The sequence below is a fragment of the bacterium genome (assembly GCA_022616075.1).
GTDB lineage: Bacteria > Acidobacteriota > HRBIN11 > JAKEFK01 > JAKEFK01 > JAKEFK01.
Window position 1 is genome coordinate 1 of the sequence record JAKEFK010000076.1, and the last position, 15986, is coordinate 15986.

A 15986-nucleotide genomic window follows, 5' to 3' on the forward strand; every position below is an offset into this window, starting at 1 on the left:
ACGCGGATATTCATGATCCCCTCTTAGAAGTGGAAACGCGCAAAGTTCTCGCGGAGTGTCATCGCATGGCAGGACGTTGGGATCAAGCGATTCAAGAGACGGAAGTGGTGATTGAATTGCTGGGACGGCATCAGGAAGCCGATGGGATGCAGGAAGCGATTGTGTTTCTCGTAGAAACATCCTGGCTTGGTCGAAAGCTGGAAACTTTGCGAACCTGGGTGGAGCGGGGGATTGAAATGGCAAGGGTTTCAGGCCAGGTCGAGGTTCATGAGAAATTGCTTTCGATTGCCGCGACTGCTGCAAATTTACGTTGTGAATATGGGAAAGCGCAGGAGTACGTCTCGCAGCTCGAATCGATACGCCGGCAGCAGCCGGCTCAAGACGAAGAGGAGATACAGGCGGGAGGAACTCTGATGGTGGGATTTTCTGCTGCCGTGCATGCGCAACATCCAGCCGAAATAAGAGTGGATGAAGAAAATGAAATCCTTGCCAATGTATTCGAAACCCTGATCACCACGGATGCGCAGGGTAATTTGCTGCCGCTACTTTCCACACGTTGGGAACCTCTCAACGAAGGCCGGGCTTTTCTTTTTACGCTTCAGGAAGGAATCCGAATGCATGGTGGAAGGACCCTCACGGCGGCTCTGATCAAATCCGCGTGGCAGGATTCTATTCAAAGATGCAGGAAATCTTTGCCGGCTGCTTTCGCGGCGATTCTAGGAGTCACTGAGTTCCTGGATGGCTCGACCGATCATGTCAGCGGACTCCTGGCATTCTCAGATCTGAAGCTTGGAATCCAGATGAAAGAACGCCTTCCCATGTATCCGGCACTGTTGACCGATACTCGTACGGCCGTTGGCTGGTCCAGGGAAGATTCCATCGCCGGGACGGGAGCGTTCGTAATCAGCTCTTTTACAAGCTCTCATGTGATTCTTCAGCGGTATGAACTTTATTGGAGGGCAAGAGCAATTCTGGATCGCATCGATTTTAAATGTTCGCTTACCGCGCGCGAAATTGGTGAAGGACTCAGCTCCGGACGGTTTGATCTGGTTCGCGATTTACCCGCTTCCGATATTGATGAAATCCTTAAAGGCCGGCGTTCCCGTTCACAAATTGCAGAAGCAGCGCGCAAAAACGTCTATTATGTCCTGCTGAATCAGAATTCACCTGCGTTTTCGTCTGTTGAGGTCTGTCACGCATTTTCAGCATCGGTGCGCACGCAGGATCTTGTACGAACAACCCTCGGCAGATCTGCTCAACCCGCGGAAAGTTTATTGCCACCTGGTATTTTTTGCTATGACCCGGGACGAAGACGCCTGCTCTTTCCTCTGGAAGAAGCGCGCGAAATACTCTCTGCCGTTCAGCCGATGCGTTTAAGGGTGGCCGCGCATCCTCACTTTCTGGACCGTTACTCGCAGCTTACGAAAACTCTGTTTCAATTCTGGTCCGATTTTGGCGTGGAGCTAACCGTAATCACAATCGATATGAAAACTTATCTGGAGAAAATGGCGGACAGTGAAGGATGTGATTTGATTCTCGGCCGCTGGATCGCTGACTATGACGACCCGGACAATTTTACCTACGGGCTGTTTGGTTCAGAACAAGGAGCCTACCGCACCTACTATTCTTCCGCTGCGTTGGATGCAATGATCGATGAGGCGCGCACAGAAATTCTTCCGGAAAAGAGAGACAATCTGTATCGAGAAATTGAGAACCATTTGTTAGACACGGGTCTTTTTTTGCCACTCTTCCATGAGGTCTATTACCGGGTTGGTGGTCCGCATGTTCGCCGGTTACGACTCCGCAGCGTTGCGCCCTACGTGAACTACGCAGAAATCGGAAAAGTGGAAGCGGGTCATGAAATCTCTGAAAGCAAAACCCACAGGGAAACTCTTCAGATTCCAGTTTGCCGCCAGCTTCCCAGTATGGATCCATCGCTTGCTTTTTTAGAGGTATCGGGAGAAGTGCTTCCTTCAGTTTTTGAAACATTAATCCAGTATGAGGAAGGAGCGCGAACGACTCCCTTGCTTGCGGCGGAATACTCAGCGGAGGATGGCGGTCGCAGATTCTCTTTTCGTCTTCGGGATGACGTGACTTTCCACAACGGACGCCCGTTAACTGCAAGAGACGTGCGATTCTCGTTTGAGCGCTTTCTTAAGAATCCGGACAGCAAAAGTCGCAGCCTGCTGTTTCCGATTCTTGGGGCCAAAGCCGTATATTCAGGACAAAAAGAAGCGCTGGAGGGATTCAAAATACTTTCTCCGCTGGAATTTGTAATCGATCTCGAATATCCGCTTTCGTTTTTTCCGGCTCTGCTTTCGTTTCCTGCAACCGCCATCATTGCTGAAGGGAGTGATCCAACACAAAGCAATTGGCAGAATGGTTGCGTCGGCACAGGCGCTTTTCGCGTATCCCGGTTTGAAGCGGGACGGAAACTGCATTTGGAGGCTAATCCGACATACTGGCGAAAAGGTTATCCAAAAAGCGAAAGTCTCGTTTTTACATTTGGTCTGGCTCCTGAAACAATCGCTTCAGGTTTTCGGAGCGGTCGTTTTTCAATTGCGTCTGACCTTTTGCCGGAAGATGTAGAGAATTTGAGACGGGAACCGGATTACGTTTCTTGTTATCGCGAAACGCCGCGCCTTTCGACTGAATACATCGCCTTCAACATCAATCGTGCGCCGCTGGACACCGAGTCAATCCGTCAGCAGCTGGCAAAGGCCATCGATGCGCGAACGCTTGTCAAACGAAAACTGGGCCGTTTAGGAATTCCCGGTGAAGGCATTCTTCCGCCGGGATTATTGGGCTATGAACCTGCTGCTCCGATGAAATCATCCGCACCTTCAACATATCCTCATCTGGGAATACGCTTAACAGCTTGCATTTCGCCAAGGCATCAGGGCCGCTACGTTGGATTGGCCGAAGAGATTTTTCAAGTATGGGAAAAGATGGGCGTCCAAATCACCGTTCTGCATCCAACCGAATCCGAATATGCGCAGATCTTGAACTCACCGGATGTGGATTTAGCGGTGACCGGTTGGACTGCCGACTATCCGGATCCTGACACTTTCACGTATGGCGCTTTGCATTCAGAACAGGGAGCGGATGGCCGTTTTTGTGGAATGAGAGAGATGGATCAATTGAGTGAAAAAGCGCGGTCTGAACAGGATCCAAATTTGCGCCATGAAATCTACAGACAAATTGAGAAAATGATTGCTCGACGCGCTGTTCTCATTCCTCTGTTTCATGAACAAACCTACCGCTTTTCAAGGCCGCAGGTTCAGAATCTGAAACTCAATCTATTTTTTCCCGTTGTTGCTTATGATGCGTTGTGGATCGAAAATTAAAAGTAGTGGCAGAGCATTTGCCACAAATCTGAAATGGCGATTCCATGAATATTGAACTTCGGAAGAACAACACAGATTCAAGACCGTGGCAAATGCTCTGCCACTGCTACTTAAAGGAGAAATCATGAGACTTCTGGTTGGTACACGCAAGGGCGCATTCATTCTTACTTCTGATTCCAAACGACGAAGATGGTCCGTGTCCGATCCTATTCTGCTTGGCAATATGGTTCATCATCTCGTACTGGATCCTCGCGATGGCAAGACTCTGCTGATGGCCGCGCGAACCGGGCATCTGGGACCAACAATTTTCCGTTCTACCGACCGGGGAAAGAAGTGGAAAGAAATCGAGAAACCTCCCTCTTTTGCGAAAGCACAAGAAGGTGAAAAGGGTCTGGTGGTCGATCATGTGTTCTGGCTGACACCGGGACACCACAGTGAGCCCGGCGTGTGGTACGCAGGAACTTCTCCGCAAGGATTGTTTCGTTCCCAAGATCATGGTAAGAACTGGGAAAGCGTGGATGGATTCAATCTGAATCCGATGCAAAGAGCGTGGACTGGCGGGGAACAGGACGGAACACCGGATGGTCCAAAACTTCATTCGATTCTGGTCGATCCACGCAATCCAAAACACATGTACATTGGAATGTCGGGTGGCGGTGTGTTTGAAAGCACCGATAAAGGAGCTTCGTGGCAACCGTTAAACAAAGGCTGCGCAGCTGACTTCTTGCCCGATCCAAACGCCGAGTACGGCCATGATCCGCATTGTGTTCGGTTCCACCCGTTGATGCCGGACCGTCTCTATCAGCAAAATCACTGCGGCATTTACAGGATGGAACGTGCGCAGGGAAATTGGGTACGAATCGGAAAAGCGATGCCGAAAAAAACCGGTGACATCGGATTCCCCCTTGTGCTTCATCCGCGCGATCCCGATATGGTTTGGGTTTTCCCTATGGATGGAACAACCGTCTGGCCACGAACAAGTCCGGAAGGGAAGCCGGCCGTTTTTCGAACATCCAACGCCGGAAAAACGTGGCAGCGTTTAACAAAAGGTTTGCCGGAGAAGAATGCGTGGTGGACCGTGAAACGCCAGGCCATGACTGCTGATCAGGAAAAAAACGTGGGCATTTATTTCGGAACCACCAGCGGAGAAATATGGGGAAGTCGCGATCATGGTGACTCGTGGAATTGTCTGGTGCGGCATCTTCCCCATATCTATTCACTGGAGGCGGCAAACACTCATCGATGAATATTTTTATTCCTTCCCCATTGCGTTCCTACACTCGGGAAAAATCGCATGTGGACGCGCGCGGTGATACGCTGGCTGATCTGCTGGAAAACCTGAATCAAAAATATCCCGGAATTCGTTTTCGCATCATCGATGAACAGGAACAGATCCGCACCCACATCAAGATTTTTGTCAACCGCGAACAAGTGCATTCACTCGCCATCCCGCTGCAAAAAAATGACGAAGTCCTGGTCATCTGCGCCCTCAGCGGCGGATAGGAATTCAACGCAAAGACGCCAAGACGCAAAGTTGTAAGATTTCCTTTTTGAACGTCGGCATGTCCAGGTCATCGCCGTCATAGTGAATGCGCTTGAGTTCGGACTGTTCTGCTTCTCATCTTGACCGACTTGAGATCATTGATGTACCTCATTAAATCCAATTTTTGAGATCATTGACCAGTAAGCCAAATCCATTCGCAAAATTCGTTCTCAAGTCATCCAAACGGAGAGAAATGCGTCGTGCCTCAGTCTCCATTATTTCAATTTCCTCCGTTAGATTCAGTCTTTCCTTCAAGTAAATTTTCCTTTTTAACTCTTTTGTGGTGTATCCACAAGAATTTGGTTGCTCCAGTTCCATGACCAGGCAGCTTCTGTAACGTTATTATGCTTACCCAGGCAAAACGCGGGGAAATGAGAGTCGTCCAAAAGGTGAACCGGTTGAAGGTTTGAATCGACGACAATAACAAGTCCTTCGGCAAACTCATTGTAATAGATGCTGCGAATAAGCGCAGGGAGAATCTCGAGCGCTTGATTCCAGCCACCTGCGCGTCGATATACGGGCATTGGCTCAATGGGGACCTGTAAAATTGCCTTAATTAGAATTGCGATTGCCTTTTCGTCAGCGGGCGATTCACCGATAATGGCTATTTTCATTCAGTCGGAACGCCACCTAGAATGCCAGAGTACCATACAGAACCAAGCGATGAGCCAGACAATATTTCTTCAAAATTATCCATTTCGTTAAGTTTACGGAACTTCGCATCACTATTAACTTTTTCGGCAATCCATACTTCTTCAGGATGTTCGTTGAACAAATCTAAGAAATATGGAGAATGCGTCGTAGCTACAACCTGAACCGGCTTCCTCTTTTCACCGAATTCTTCTGGATGGCATAGACGATTGATGGCGTCGTAGACTCGTCGCAACAACAGAGGATGTAACCCTCGGTCTGCTTCTTCAAGACCAATGAATCGCGGAGGAGATGGTAAGCGGGATAGAACGAGCAAGAAGACAGCGATGAGTGTACCATCCGAGAGGTTGGGAGCCCATATCTTCGACTTGTCTCGTTTTACGCGTAACCCAAAAAGTTTTGTTCCTTGTGCAGGAGTATCAAATATAACCTGTCAAATTCAGGAAACCAGCTATTAATGTCTTCGTTTATTGCTTCGTACCTTTCGGGTTCTTTGTCGCGAAGATTGTCCAGAACTGCAGCAAGGTTATGCCCATACTGGCTTAACTTTATGTCAGGTTGGACCTGAGATGGTTGGGCTATGGCCTGTCCAATTAGGGTAAAAACCATAATATTGTTCAATTCTTCGAGTAATTCTTGCTTAAGAGTATCAGTGGGCTGCGGACTTCCGTTCAATAACGTCCCCATTCCAACATGTGGCGCTCTCCATTCCGCTTGGAAATATAGCTGCCAATCGAAATCCCTAGCAGGTCCCGATGTATGCTCTTGCACAAATGCTTTCTCAAGGTACAAAGAGACACGGGCAGAGTCTGTTTTAGCACGTGTGTTCACAACAACGATTTGGTTACCGAATACGCCAGGATTCTGAACCCCGAGTATTCCCTTTAAAAAGGTACTCTTTCCGCTTCCGTTAGGACCTATTAAGAGTGTCAATCGGCCAAGCGTCCGATCTAGATCCCTTAGCGCCATAAAATCTTGAAATTTTATTCTACTGAACATGTATATCCAATTTTACTAAGTATAATCTCCTTTGAGATGCTTCATAACCGCCTAAAATTCACAGTCTCGTGTCTTGTTATGTTCAACGTGTCCTGCTTTCGATGAATAGACGTACTTGTCGACTTACAGCAAGAAACAAACCTATTAAATAAGTTTTTCTTTGCGCCTTTGCGCCTTTGCGTTGAATCTTACAGCTTCCGTTTGAACGTCGGGATGTCCAGATCATCGCCGTCAAAGCTGAAGGAGCCTGTGTTGGGATTGTTGCTCTTCCGGTAGAAGGACACATTCTCCTGATGATGGGAGCCTGCCGCCGCTGCTTCTACCTTATTAGCAATAATCGTCTTGAGAGTAGGCCCGGACATTTCACTGACGTGCTCGAAACCCGTAGCTATGACGGTCACTTTCACGTCCTCTTTGTAGGATTCATTGACGGTTGTCCCAAAAATGATCGTTGCATCTTCATGCGCGCACTGGTGGATCAATTTGCAAGCCTGGTCGACTTCAAACAATGTCAAACTGCTGCTCGCCGTGATGTTGATCAGAATGCCGCGAGCGCCGTCAATAGAAGCTTCTTCCAGAAGCGGACTGTTGATGGCTTTTTCGGCGGCGTCCAGAGCCCGGCTTTCGCCGCTGGCAATGCCGGTTCCCATGACTGCTTTTCCCATTCCTTTCATGATGGTGCGCACGTCCGCAAAATCGAGGTTGATCAAACCCGGACTCAAAATCAAATCGGAGATGCTTTGAACAGCGTGTCGCAAGACGTCATCCGCTTTGGCGCATGCATCCTTGAAGGTCATGCTGCGGTCAACAGTGGAAATCAATTTGTCGTTCGGAATCACGATGATGCTATCGACGCAGCTTCGCAGCTCTTTCAAGCCGAGATCTGCCTGGCGCGAGCGTTGTTTGGCTTCGAAGGAGAATGGTTTTGTGACCACAGCAACTGTCAGCGCTCCCAGTTCATGCGCAAAGCTTGCGATGACCGGCGCTGCTCCCGTTCCTGTTCCCCCTCCCATTCCCGCGGTGATGAAAATCATGTCGGCGCCTTCCATGAGCTCCATGACTTTCTCAGCATCTTCCATCGCGGCCTGTCTGCCAATGTCAGGGTTTGCGCCGGCGCCCAGTCCCTTTGTTAGCGTGGATCCGATTTGCAAACGGACCGGAGCTCTGGAATTACGTAGCGCTTGCAGATCTGTATTGATTGCGATGAATTCGGCTCCATTGAGACCGACATCCACCATGCGATTGATGGCGTTTCCACCTCCACCGCCAACGCCAACAACTTTGATTCTCGCTCCCTGTACTCCCACTTCCTCCAGTGAAATCTTTACCTGAGTCTGGCCATCGGGCGTTAACTCAAGCTCATCAAATAACTCCATATCATCCTCCAGTGACAATCGTCCACGCGTTTACGCGTCCTTGCGTCTTCGCGTCGCGCGTCGTCAAAACATTTCGTTAAACCATTCACGAAAGCGCCACAGCGGTCTGCGGCGCATATGGAAACGGTCCCTCCGCAGCTCGCGTGTCCGAAATCCGTAAATAATCAGACCGACCGCCGTAGAGTAAACGGGACTGTTAATCACATCAATCAAACCACCCACACCCGAGGGTTTGCCGATGCGCACCGGCAGATCGAAAATCCTTTCGGCTATCTCTACTGTCCCTTCCAGTAGTGAGCCTCCACCGGTAATCACAATTCCGGAATTCAATGAACGGGTCAGACCCATTCGTTCAATTTCCTCTTTCATTATAGAGAACAATTCTTCCGCGCGCGGCTGGATAATCTCACACAATACCTGCCGTGGCATGTATCGTGGTTTGCGTCCTCCTACTCCAGCTACCTCGATTGTTTCTTCATCTTCAATCAGGGAACTGAGCGCGCAACCGTATTTTTTTTTAATTTTTTCCGCCTCCGGTATCGGAGTGCGTAATCCAACCGCTATGTCGCTGGTGAAATGATCTCCACCAATCGATCGAATGTAGCTGTGCCACAAACTCTGCTTTTCAAAAACAGCAAGATCTGTGGTGCCACCTCCAATATCGATCAGCGCAACACCTAGCTCCTTTTCATCAGGCGTAAGAACTGCTTCGCTGCTGGCTAATTGTTCCAAAACAGTATCGGATACTTCGATCCCTGCTTTATTTACGCACGTCAACAATGTTTGCAGTTGCGTGTTACCGCAACTGACCACATGCACGTTGACTTCCAGGCGGCTTCCGCTGATTCCCATCGGATCAGCAATCTCATCCTGGCCGTCGACCATAAACTCCTGCGGCAAAACATGCAGAATGTCTTTGTCGGCCGGAATCGGGATCGTCTTAGCCGCTTCGATGACTCGACTGATGTCTTCTCTCGAAATGACGTGGTCTTTTGAATTAATGCTGATCATGCCGCGGCTGTTCGAGCCCATAATGTGCTCTCCCGCGATTCCTACATAAGCTTCCTCTATATTGATTCCGGCCATCAGCTCGGCTTCTTCAACCACTTTTTTGATGCACTCCACAGTGGGATCTACGTGCGTAATAACTCCCTTGCGAAGACCCTTTGAATCGCAACTCCCCATTCCGATGATATCGATTGTCACTTCGTCTTTGATTTCCGCGACAAGGATACAGACTTTTGTGGTACCGATATCAAGACCGACGATATAACGATCTTTTTTCGCCATTAAAGCTGTTCCTTGTAACCATCTTTTACGATGATCTGTCCTTCATAACGAAGGTCGATTAGTTTCTGGTTGGAGAAATGATCTTTCATGAACGTGGAATAATCTGCGAACTTTTTAATCATCGGAAGAATATCATCTTTTGAGACTAAAAGTCCAAAAGAATAACCCTTTAAATATAAAATAGTATTATGATTGTCGTAGTAATGAAATTCGGAAACTTGCTGAAAAATTGCCGGGTCCCGGGAAACAGTTTCTACGAAATTCAAACTTGCCCGAATTTGCACCTCATTGCTGATCTCGGTGATCCCTGTAATGACGGGAAGAGACGAGAATTCCGAGGACTTTTCGAGGGTTTGGATGACGTGCCCGTCGGAATCCACGAGGTAAAGGTTGCCTGTTGACACGATGGCGACCGGCTTTCTTTCCAGGATATGTACGCGAATCGTGCCCGGCAATTCCCGCCAGAGGATCGCGCTCTGAATCCAGGGATGGCTTTCAAGACGCAACTTGATCTGTTTTAAATCGACTTTCAACGTATTCTTTTGAGACGCAAACACGAGAGCTTCAATTTCCTCAGGACTTGTTTTTTTGATGCCCGTAACTTCAACGTCTCTCAGAATGAATACATCGCTGTTCCGTAAAATCTGAAACCCGTGTCCGCCGAGATAGAAAAGTTCGCCTGTTAGAAGGATCAAAAGAATAAAATGAAGAATGCGCTGGGAAAGTGTGCGTTTAAAACGGGTCTTGCGCACCTCTTTGTTTTTCAGATTTCGAATGTACTGATAGTCGATTACTTTCTCGTCTTCTTTCTGCATAGGCGCTTTCATGAGTCCCTCAAAATCCAATCGCCAAGACGCCAAGACGCCAAGCTTGAACGATAGATTTTCTTCTTGGCGATCTTGGCGCCTTGGCGGTTTATTTTCTCCATACGACTACCTCTTCCTGCAAATCGACTTTCTGTGAAGTGTGTACCGTCTTCTTGATGTGATCGATTAAGTTGAGTACATCATGAAAAGTTGCCTGATTGCGGTTCACAATGAAGTTTGCATGGATCTCGGAAACCACGGCTCCTCCGACTGCAAATCCTTTTAGTCCGGAATCTTCGATCAGTTTCCCCGCGGCGCAAGGGCCTGGATTTTTGAAAATGCATCCGGCGCTTTTTTCTTTTAACGGTTGAGTGGAAGTCCGGTGCTCGTTGTATTCACGGATCCGTTCGTGAATTTTCCTGGAATCATCGGGAATCAGTTTCAGGTTTACTTCGGTGATAATCCCGTCAGGTGGAATGGCTGAAGAACGGTAAGTGAATTGAAGATCCTGATTGGAAGCAATCACAGCAGTACCATCTGTTTTTACAATTTTCACGGAATGAACCACTTCGCTGATCGTATGGCCATGCGCGCCTGCATTCATTCGGACAACTCCGCCGATGCTGCCTGGGATTCCAACAGCAAATTCCAATCCAGTCAATCCTTTTGAAGCGGACTGGTATGCGAGCTGAGCCATGGGATAGCCGGCATCCGCCGTTAAAAGATTCCCATCCACGCGGAGCACTCTCTCCAGCGACCGCGTGCAAACAACAGCATCTTCAATCCCCCGGTCATCAGCGAGCACGTTGCTTCCGTTCCCGATGATTCGGAATTTCTGTTTTTCTGCTTTCAATGTCTTCAAAAGATCCATCAGCTCCTGTTCGTTCTGCGGCAGATAGACCACCGGAACCGGCCCGCCGATGCCGATTGTTGTGTAGTCACTGAGCTTTTGGTTCTTCTTGATTTTCATTTTTTGACTGTTCCATCAATAATTTTGCCGCGCGGTCTGCAACAGAAGTGATCGTTCCGGCTCCCAGAAAAAGTACGATGTCACCTGGCTTTGCCAGAGATAGAACCTTTTCGGGCAAACTGTCCAGTTCCTTATGGAGCATCACATTCTGATGCTTCATCGATCCAGCCAGTTTCTCAATCGTGACTCCGGGAATCGGTTTTTCTCCGGCAGCATAAACTTCGGTTAACACCAGTACGTCTGCGATATCAAAGCAGGATGTAAACTGATCGATCAAATGGTGCAGGCGAGTGAAACGATGTGGTTGAAATACCGCGATGATTCTCCTGTTCCAACCCTGGCGCGCGGCGTTCAGCGTTGCCTCGATTTCACTGGGATGATGCGCGTAATCATCGACAATCAAGATATCCCGCGCATTCGCTTTCATCTGGAAGCGACGATCGGCTCCACGGAATCGAGATAGGGAATCGCGCGCTGTATCAAAAGAAACCCCAAGCTGGGATGCTACGGCTATGGCAGCCATGCTATTTACGATGTTGTGAGTGCCCGGCACGTTCAGCTTCACCGTTCCCATGTTTACACCTTGGTGAAAAACCTGAAATTCCGAAGTGTTTTCCTTGATCAGGACAGGAACGGCCCGAAAATCCGCTTCTTCAGAGAATCCGTAAGTGATGACTCTCCTTTCGATCATGGGAAGAATGCTGCGATTCTCTTCGTTATCGATGCATAGAACCACCGATCCGTAGAAAGGAACTTTATTGGCGAACAGAATGAAGGATCGTTTGATATCTTCCAGATCGGTATAATGGTCCATGTGTTCTTCGTCAATATTTGTGATGACTGCGATCGTGGCGGACAGTTTCAAAAAGGAACGGTCGCTTTCATCAGCTTCGACAACAATGAATTCCCCTTCACCTGAGCGCGCATGACTGCCCAGCGCCTGCAACCTTCCCCCGATGACGATGGTTGGGTCCAATCCAGCATCTTGCAGTAGCATTCCGGTCATGGATGTCGTGCTGGTTTTTCCGTGCGCTCCTGCGATGGTGACGCTGTACTTCAGACGCATCAGCTCGGCCAGCATTTCGGCACGCGGTATCACCGGAATTTTCTTGGCCCGCGCTGCAACAACTTCCGGATTCTCCGCTGAAACGGCCGAAGAAACCACTACAACGTCGGGCGAGCCTACATTGGATGCGTTGTGTCCGAAGTGAATCGTTGCTCCTAACGAAGCGAGCCGTTGCGTTGTGGCCGTCTCTTTCAGATCAGAGCCTGTAACTCTATGCCCCAGACTCAGCAGCACTTCGGCGATTCCGCACATACCGCTTCCGCCGATGCCAATCATATGAACCTGATGTTGTTTAAAAACCATACTCGTAAATTACCTCTTTGATGCAATGGACTGCGCCAGATCTACTACATTATTCGTAGCATCGGGACGCCCCATGCCCTTTGATGCGGCAGCCATTTGTTTCAGTGCTTCCGATGACTCAATCAGTTCATTGATAACCGCAGACAGCGAAGCGGCCGTCAGATCCTTTTGCAGAATCATTCTGGCCGCGCCCGCTTCCATCAATCGCTTTGCGTTCTGTTCCTGGTGATTGTGCGCCGCAGTTGGCAAAGGCACCAGAATAGCCGGTTTTCCCAACGCCGTGATTTCCGCCAATGTAATTGCACCCGAACGGCAAATCAAAAGGTCGCACCGGTTATAGAATTCTTCTACATCATATATAAACGGAGCTACTTCATAAAAGGGAGCAATCCGCTCATATTGTTTCCGGATCGCTTCAAAATCCCCTTTGCCGGTTTGATGAATCAAATGGATGCTTCCCCGTTTTTCGGCGAGTTTCGGTAAAAGCTCAACGACCGTCTGGTTGATCGCCCGCGCACCCTGGCTGCCTCCAAATACTCCGATCGTAAACTTCTCTTTTTTCACTTCACGAACAGAGATCGGGCGCACAGGATTCCCTGTAACTTTTGCTTTCCCCTGGAAAACGCCCTGTTTGTCTTCATAAGGGACCGCAATGGAAGCAGCATATTTCAGCGTCATCCGGTTGGTGAAACCTGGAATCGCATTCGGTTCGACTAGAAGAATGGGAATTTTCTTATGATGCGCAGCCATTAAAACGGGTCCGGATGCATAGGCTCCGTACCCAATCACAAGATCCGGCCGAAATTCTTTGAGGATCTTGCGGCTTTCAAGATAGGCAAACGGTAATTGCATCAGAGTTTTGATTTTGGTAAACAGGCCTTTTCCGATCAGTCCCCCAATCCGGATGAGTTTCAATTCATAACCATGACGCGGTACCAGGTCCTGCTCCAAACCTGCGATCGTTCCTGTAAAGAGGACTGCTCCATCCGGATCGCGCCGCCTGAACTCCTCGGCCACGGTGAGCGCGGGAAAGATATGGCCACCCGTTCCACCATCCGCCATCAGCACCCGCATTTCCTCCTCAATTTGCATGTTGCGATATGTTTAACAAAGTTCCCACAGCCATCATGTTCAGCAGAAGAGAAGAACCGCCGGAGCTGATAAAAGGAAGGGGCAGCCCTTTTGTCGGTAATAATCCGATCACCACGCTGATGTTGATCATGGCCTGCAGTACGATCATTATGGTAATCCCGGCAGCAAGGAATTGACCGAACGGATCCTGCACCTTCCAGGCAATTCGAAGGCCGCGCCATAAGAAGAACAAAAATGCAAAGAGCACAACAATCGCGCCGATCAACCCCAGTTCTTCGCCGATGATTGCATAAATGAAATCGGTGTGTGGCTCGGGCAGATAAAATAGTTTTTGAATTCCGTTAGCCAGTCCGACACCTTCCGCGCCGCCGCTTCCCAGAGCGATCAACGATTGTATGATTTGAAAACCGGAATCAGACGCGTCCGCCTCAGGATTAAAAAAAGTTAATAGCCGTTCCCTCCGGTAATCAACATTCATCACAAGAAAATAAAAAGCAGGCAAGCATGCTCCTGCCATCAGCGCAAAGTATTTGTAGGGCATTCCCGCATAGAAAAGCATCGCGATGGTGATGGCGATCACCATGACGGCCGTTCCGAGATCCGGCTCAATGACAATCAGGAAAGCAATTTGACCGCTGATCACCAGTGGAGGCAGGAGCCCTGGCCAGATTGTGTCGATCTGATCCTGCTTGCGGGAAAGATGATAAGCAAGAAAGAGCAGCAACGGAAATTTTACAAGCTCGGCCGGTTGCAGAGACAGAGGACCGACGCGGAACCATCGATGCACATTTGCGACGGCAGGAGCAAAGAGCACAAGCACCAGCAAGAGCACATGAACCACAAGAAGTGCATAAATCAAAACGCGATTGTTCCAGGTTCGATAAGGAATGTTCATGAATAGCACCATCGCGAGGAGTCCCAGAACAAACCACAAAGACTGGCGAATCGCGTAATAGAACGGTGAGCCATACTTTTCCATCGCCATGACGGCGGAAGCCGAGTACACCATGACCAGACCGAACATCACAAGCATGATCGTAATCGCAAACAACAACTTATCCGAACTCAGTTTCCTCGCCATAATTTTTTAACGCAGAGACGCAGAGACGCAGAGATAACTCATCATTTTTTTTCTCTGCGTCCCTGCGCCTCTGCGTTTAAATCCTGTACCGCTTGACGGAAGACGTTTCCCCGTTCCGCGTAGTCTGTAAACATATCAAAACTTGAACAAGCAGGTGACAGGAGCACTACGTCTCCCGCTTCCGCCTGGGCTGCGGCGCGTTGCACCGCTTCCTGTAATGAGCTGCAAAATACCGGCTCACGAACATCGCGCAGATCACTGGCAATCCGCTGAGCTGCCTCACCGATCAACAACAACGATTTCACACGGTTTCGAACCAGATCGCGAAGCACTCGATAATCGCAACCCTTATCTTTGCCACCCATGATCAAGAAAATGTTTCCTGGAAAACTTTCCAGTGATTTCAACACTGCATCCACGTTGGTCGCTTTCGAATCATCGTAATAATGAACGCCTCCCACTTCTCCCACATCTTCCATTCGATGGGGAAGTGACCGAAATTCCTCAGCGGCTTTCTGCATCTGTTTGGGCAGGACCGCGCAAAGAAGAGCGATGGAAGCTGCACACAGGCTGTTTTCCAGATTGTGTACGCCTTTCAAGGCGCCAAGATTGAAATTCAAAACCGGCATCCCGGAAACGACTCGGATCAAACCATTTTTTGCGAACACACCCGATGGTGGAATCTCCTTTCGAGAGAACCAGAAATGGTGAGCCTGTATTTTCTCCGCATGATCACGGATATAAGGATCGTCATAATTCAAAACGGCAAAATTCGTTTTAGTCTGGTTTTCAAACATGCGCATTTTCGCGTGATAGTACGGAGCAACGGATGGATACCAATCAAGATGATCTTCCGCCAGATTGATGAGCGCGGAGATATGGGGCCTGAACTGATGGATCGTTTCTAGCTGAAAGCTTGAAATTTCCGCTACATAGTAATCGTCCGTTCGTGACTCTTTGCAAAACTGAATCAAAGGCGTTCCAATGTTCCCGCAGATAAAAGCCCGTTTGCCCGCTTCTTGTAACATGGCTCCAGCCAGTTTCGTGGTTGTTGATTTCCCGTTCGTGCCTGTGATTCCAATCAATGTGCCTTTCAAGAAACGGTATGCGAGCTCAATTTCCGCAAGTATGGGGATTCCTGCTTCCTTTGCCGCAACCAGGGGCTCAATCGTGCTGGGAATTCCAGGGCTTAAAACAATGATGTCCGCCGTAACGAACGTTTTTGTTGTGTGACCGCCTAATTCGAACTCCACACGCGGATAACGTTTCGATAAATCTTCAAAAGCAGCAGCGTCTCTTGTCTCTGACACAGCAACTTCGCACGGAAAATCCCGCAAAAAATCCACGACCGCTTGCCCCGTTCGGGCAAATCCCGCAACCAGAACCTTCTTACCGGTTAAATCCATATCAGCAAAGTAGTGCGGGCCGTCCGGCCTGCAACGCCGGCGGGACGCCCGCGCTA

14 protein-coding genes are annotated in these 15986 nt (G+C 49.0%); 3 read left to right on the forward strand and 11 right to left on the reverse strand.

All coding sequences use genetic code 11. The features are described from left to right. From L0156_06655 to L0156_06665, 3 genes are all read left to right on the forward strand, one after another. Positions 1-3347, forward strand: a 3347-nt coding sequence (locus tag L0156_06655; GenBank protein MCI0602678.1) for an ABC transporter substrate-binding protein, incomplete at its 5' end; no start/stop codon positions are given. A gap of 124 nt (positions 3348-3471) precedes the next feature. Beyond that, positions 3472-4593 carry a glycosyl hydrolase gene (locus L0156_06660; GenBank protein ID MCI0602679.1) on the forward strand — a complete coding sequence of 374 codons (1122 nt, stop codon included), beginning with the start codon at positions 3472-3474 and terminating at the stop codon, positions 4591-4593. After that, positions 4590-4850 carry a MoaD/ThiS family protein gene (locus tag L0156_06665; GenBank protein MCI0602680.1) on the forward strand — a complete coding sequence of 87 codons (261 nt, stop codon included), beginning with the start codon at positions 4590-4592 and terminating at the stop codon, positions 4848-4850. The genes L0156_06660 and L0156_06665 overlap by 4 nt, the downstream gene beginning before the upstream one ends. Positions 4851-5159: 309 nt before the next feature. Here L0156_06665 and L0156_06670 read toward each other — a convergent pair whose 3' ends face one another. The 11 genes from L0156_06670 to murD form a co-directional block, all read right to left on the reverse strand. Beyond that, positions 5160-5504 carry a hypothetical protein gene (locus tag L0156_06670; protein MCI0602681.1) on the reverse strand — a complete coding sequence of 115 codons (345 nt, stop codon included), beginning with the start codon at positions 5502-5504 and terminating at the stop codon, positions 5160-5162. After that, a complete protein-coding gene (locus tag L0156_06675; GenBank protein MCI0602682.1) occupies positions 5501-5857 on the reverse strand; it encodes an ATP-binding protein in 357 nt (118 codons plus the stop codon). The genes L0156_06670 and L0156_06675 overlap by 4 nt, the downstream gene beginning before the upstream one ends. A 62-nt stretch (positions 5858-5919) precedes the next feature. Next, on the reverse strand, positions 5920-6540 hold the full coding sequence (locus L0156_06680; GenBank protein MCI0602683.1) for an ATP-binding cassette domain-containing protein: 621 nt from the start codon (positions 6538-6540) through the stop codon (positions 5920-5922). Positions 6541-6728: 188 nt separating this feature from the next. Next, positions 6729-7916 carry a cell division protein FtsZ gene (gene ftsZ / locus L0156_06685; GenBank protein MCI0602684.1) on the reverse strand — a complete coding sequence of 396 codons (1188 nt, stop codon included), beginning with the start codon at positions 7914-7916 and terminating at the stop codon, positions 6729-6731. Positions 7917-7979: 63 nt separating this feature from the next. Then, entirely contained in the window at positions 7980-9206 is a 1227-nt protein-coding gene (ftsA, locus tag L0156_06690) for a cell division protein FtsA (protein ID MCI0602685.1), read from the reverse strand. Continuing rightward, positions 9206-10033 (reverse strand): FtsQ-type POTRA domain-containing protein, encoded by an 828-nt coding sequence (locus L0156_06695; protein ID MCI0602686.1) that lies wholly within the window; start codon positions 10031-10033, stop codon positions 9206-9208. The genes ftsA and L0156_06695 overlap by 1 nt, the downstream gene beginning before the upstream one ends. An 88-nt stretch (positions 10034-10121) precedes the next feature. Beyond that, positions 10122-10982, reverse strand: coding sequence for a UDP-N-acetylmuramate dehydrogenase (gene murB / locus L0156_06700; GenBank protein MCI0602687.1), 861 nt, complete (start codon positions 10980-10982; stop codon positions 10122-10124). Beyond that, positions 10951-12351, reverse strand: coding sequence for a UDP-N-acetylmuramate--L-alanine ligase (murC, locus tag L0156_06705; GenBank protein MCI0602688.1), 1401 nt, complete (start codon positions 12349-12351; stop codon positions 10951-10953). The genes murB and murC overlap by 32 nt, the downstream gene beginning before the upstream one ends. A gap of 9 nt (positions 12352-12360) precedes the next feature. After that, complete coding sequence (gene murG / locus L0156_06710) at positions 12361-13443, reverse strand: undecaprenyldiphospho-muramoylpentapeptide beta-N-acetylglucosaminyltransferase (protein ID MCI0602689.1); 1083 nt, start codon at positions 13441-13443, stop codon at positions 12361-12363. Further along, on the reverse strand, positions 13433-14524 hold the full coding sequence (ftsW, locus tag L0156_06715; GenBank protein MCI0602690.1) for a putative lipid II flippase FtsW: 1092 nt from the start codon (positions 14522-14524) through the stop codon (positions 13433-13435). Before ftsW ends, murG begins: the two co-directional genes overlap by 11 nt. A 41-nt stretch (positions 14525-14565) precedes the next feature. Further along, positions 14566-15930: a UDP-N-acetylmuramoyl-L-alanine--D-glutamate ligase gene (gene murD / locus L0156_06720; protein MCI0602691.1), complete on the reverse strand. Its 1365-nt coding sequence runs from the start codon at positions 15928-15930 to the stop codon at positions 14566-14568. Positions 15931-15986 lie beyond the last annotated feature (56 nt).

Bases quoted from the DNA above. Each gene is read 5' to 3' on its own strand.
- L0156_06680 (MCI0602683.1), bottom strand. From the start codon at position 6,540: ATGTTCAGTAGAATAAAATTTCAAGATTTTATGGCGCTAAGGGATCTA.
- murB (MCI0602687.1), bottom strand. From the start codon at position 10,982: ATGAAAATCAAGAAGAACCAAAAGCTCAGTGACTACACAACAATCGGC.
- ftsW (MCI0602690.1), bottom strand. From the start codon at position 14,524: ATGGCGAGGAAACTGAGTTCGGATAAGTTGTTGTTTGCGATTACGATC.
- ftsZ (MCI0602684.1), bottom strand. From the start codon at position 7,916: ATGGAGTTATTTGATGAGCTTGAGTTAACGCCCGATGGCCAGACTCAG.
- murD (MCI0602691.1), bottom strand. From the start codon at position 15,930: ATGGATTTAACCGGTAAGAAGGTTCTGGTTGCGGGATTTGCCCGAACG.
- murG (MCI0602689.1), bottom strand. From the start codon at position 13,443: ATGCAAATTGAGGAGGAAATGCGGGTGCTGATGGCGGATGGTGGAACG.
- L0156_06665 (MCI0602680.1), top strand. From the start codon at position 4,590: ATGAATATTTTTATTCCTTCCCCATTGCGTTCCTACACTCGGGAAAAA.
- murC (MCI0602688.1), bottom strand. From the start codon at position 12,351: ATGGTTTTTAAACAACATCAGGTTCATATGATTGGCATCGGCGGAAGC.
- L0156_06695 (MCI0602686.1), bottom strand. From the start codon at position 10,033: ATGAAAGCGCCTATGCAGAAAGAAGACGAGAAAGTAATCGACTATCAG.
- L0156_06660 (MCI0602679.1), top strand. From the start codon at position 3,472: ATGAGACTTCTGGTTGGTACACGCAAGGGCGCATTCATTCTTACTTCT.
- L0156_06670 (MCI0602681.1), bottom strand. From the start codon at position 5,504: ATGAAAATAGCCATTATCGGTGAATCGCCCGCTGACGAAAAGGCAATC.
- ftsA (MCI0602685.1), bottom strand. From the start codon at position 9,206: ATGGCGAAAAAAGATCGTTATATCGTCGGTCTTGATATCGGTACCACA.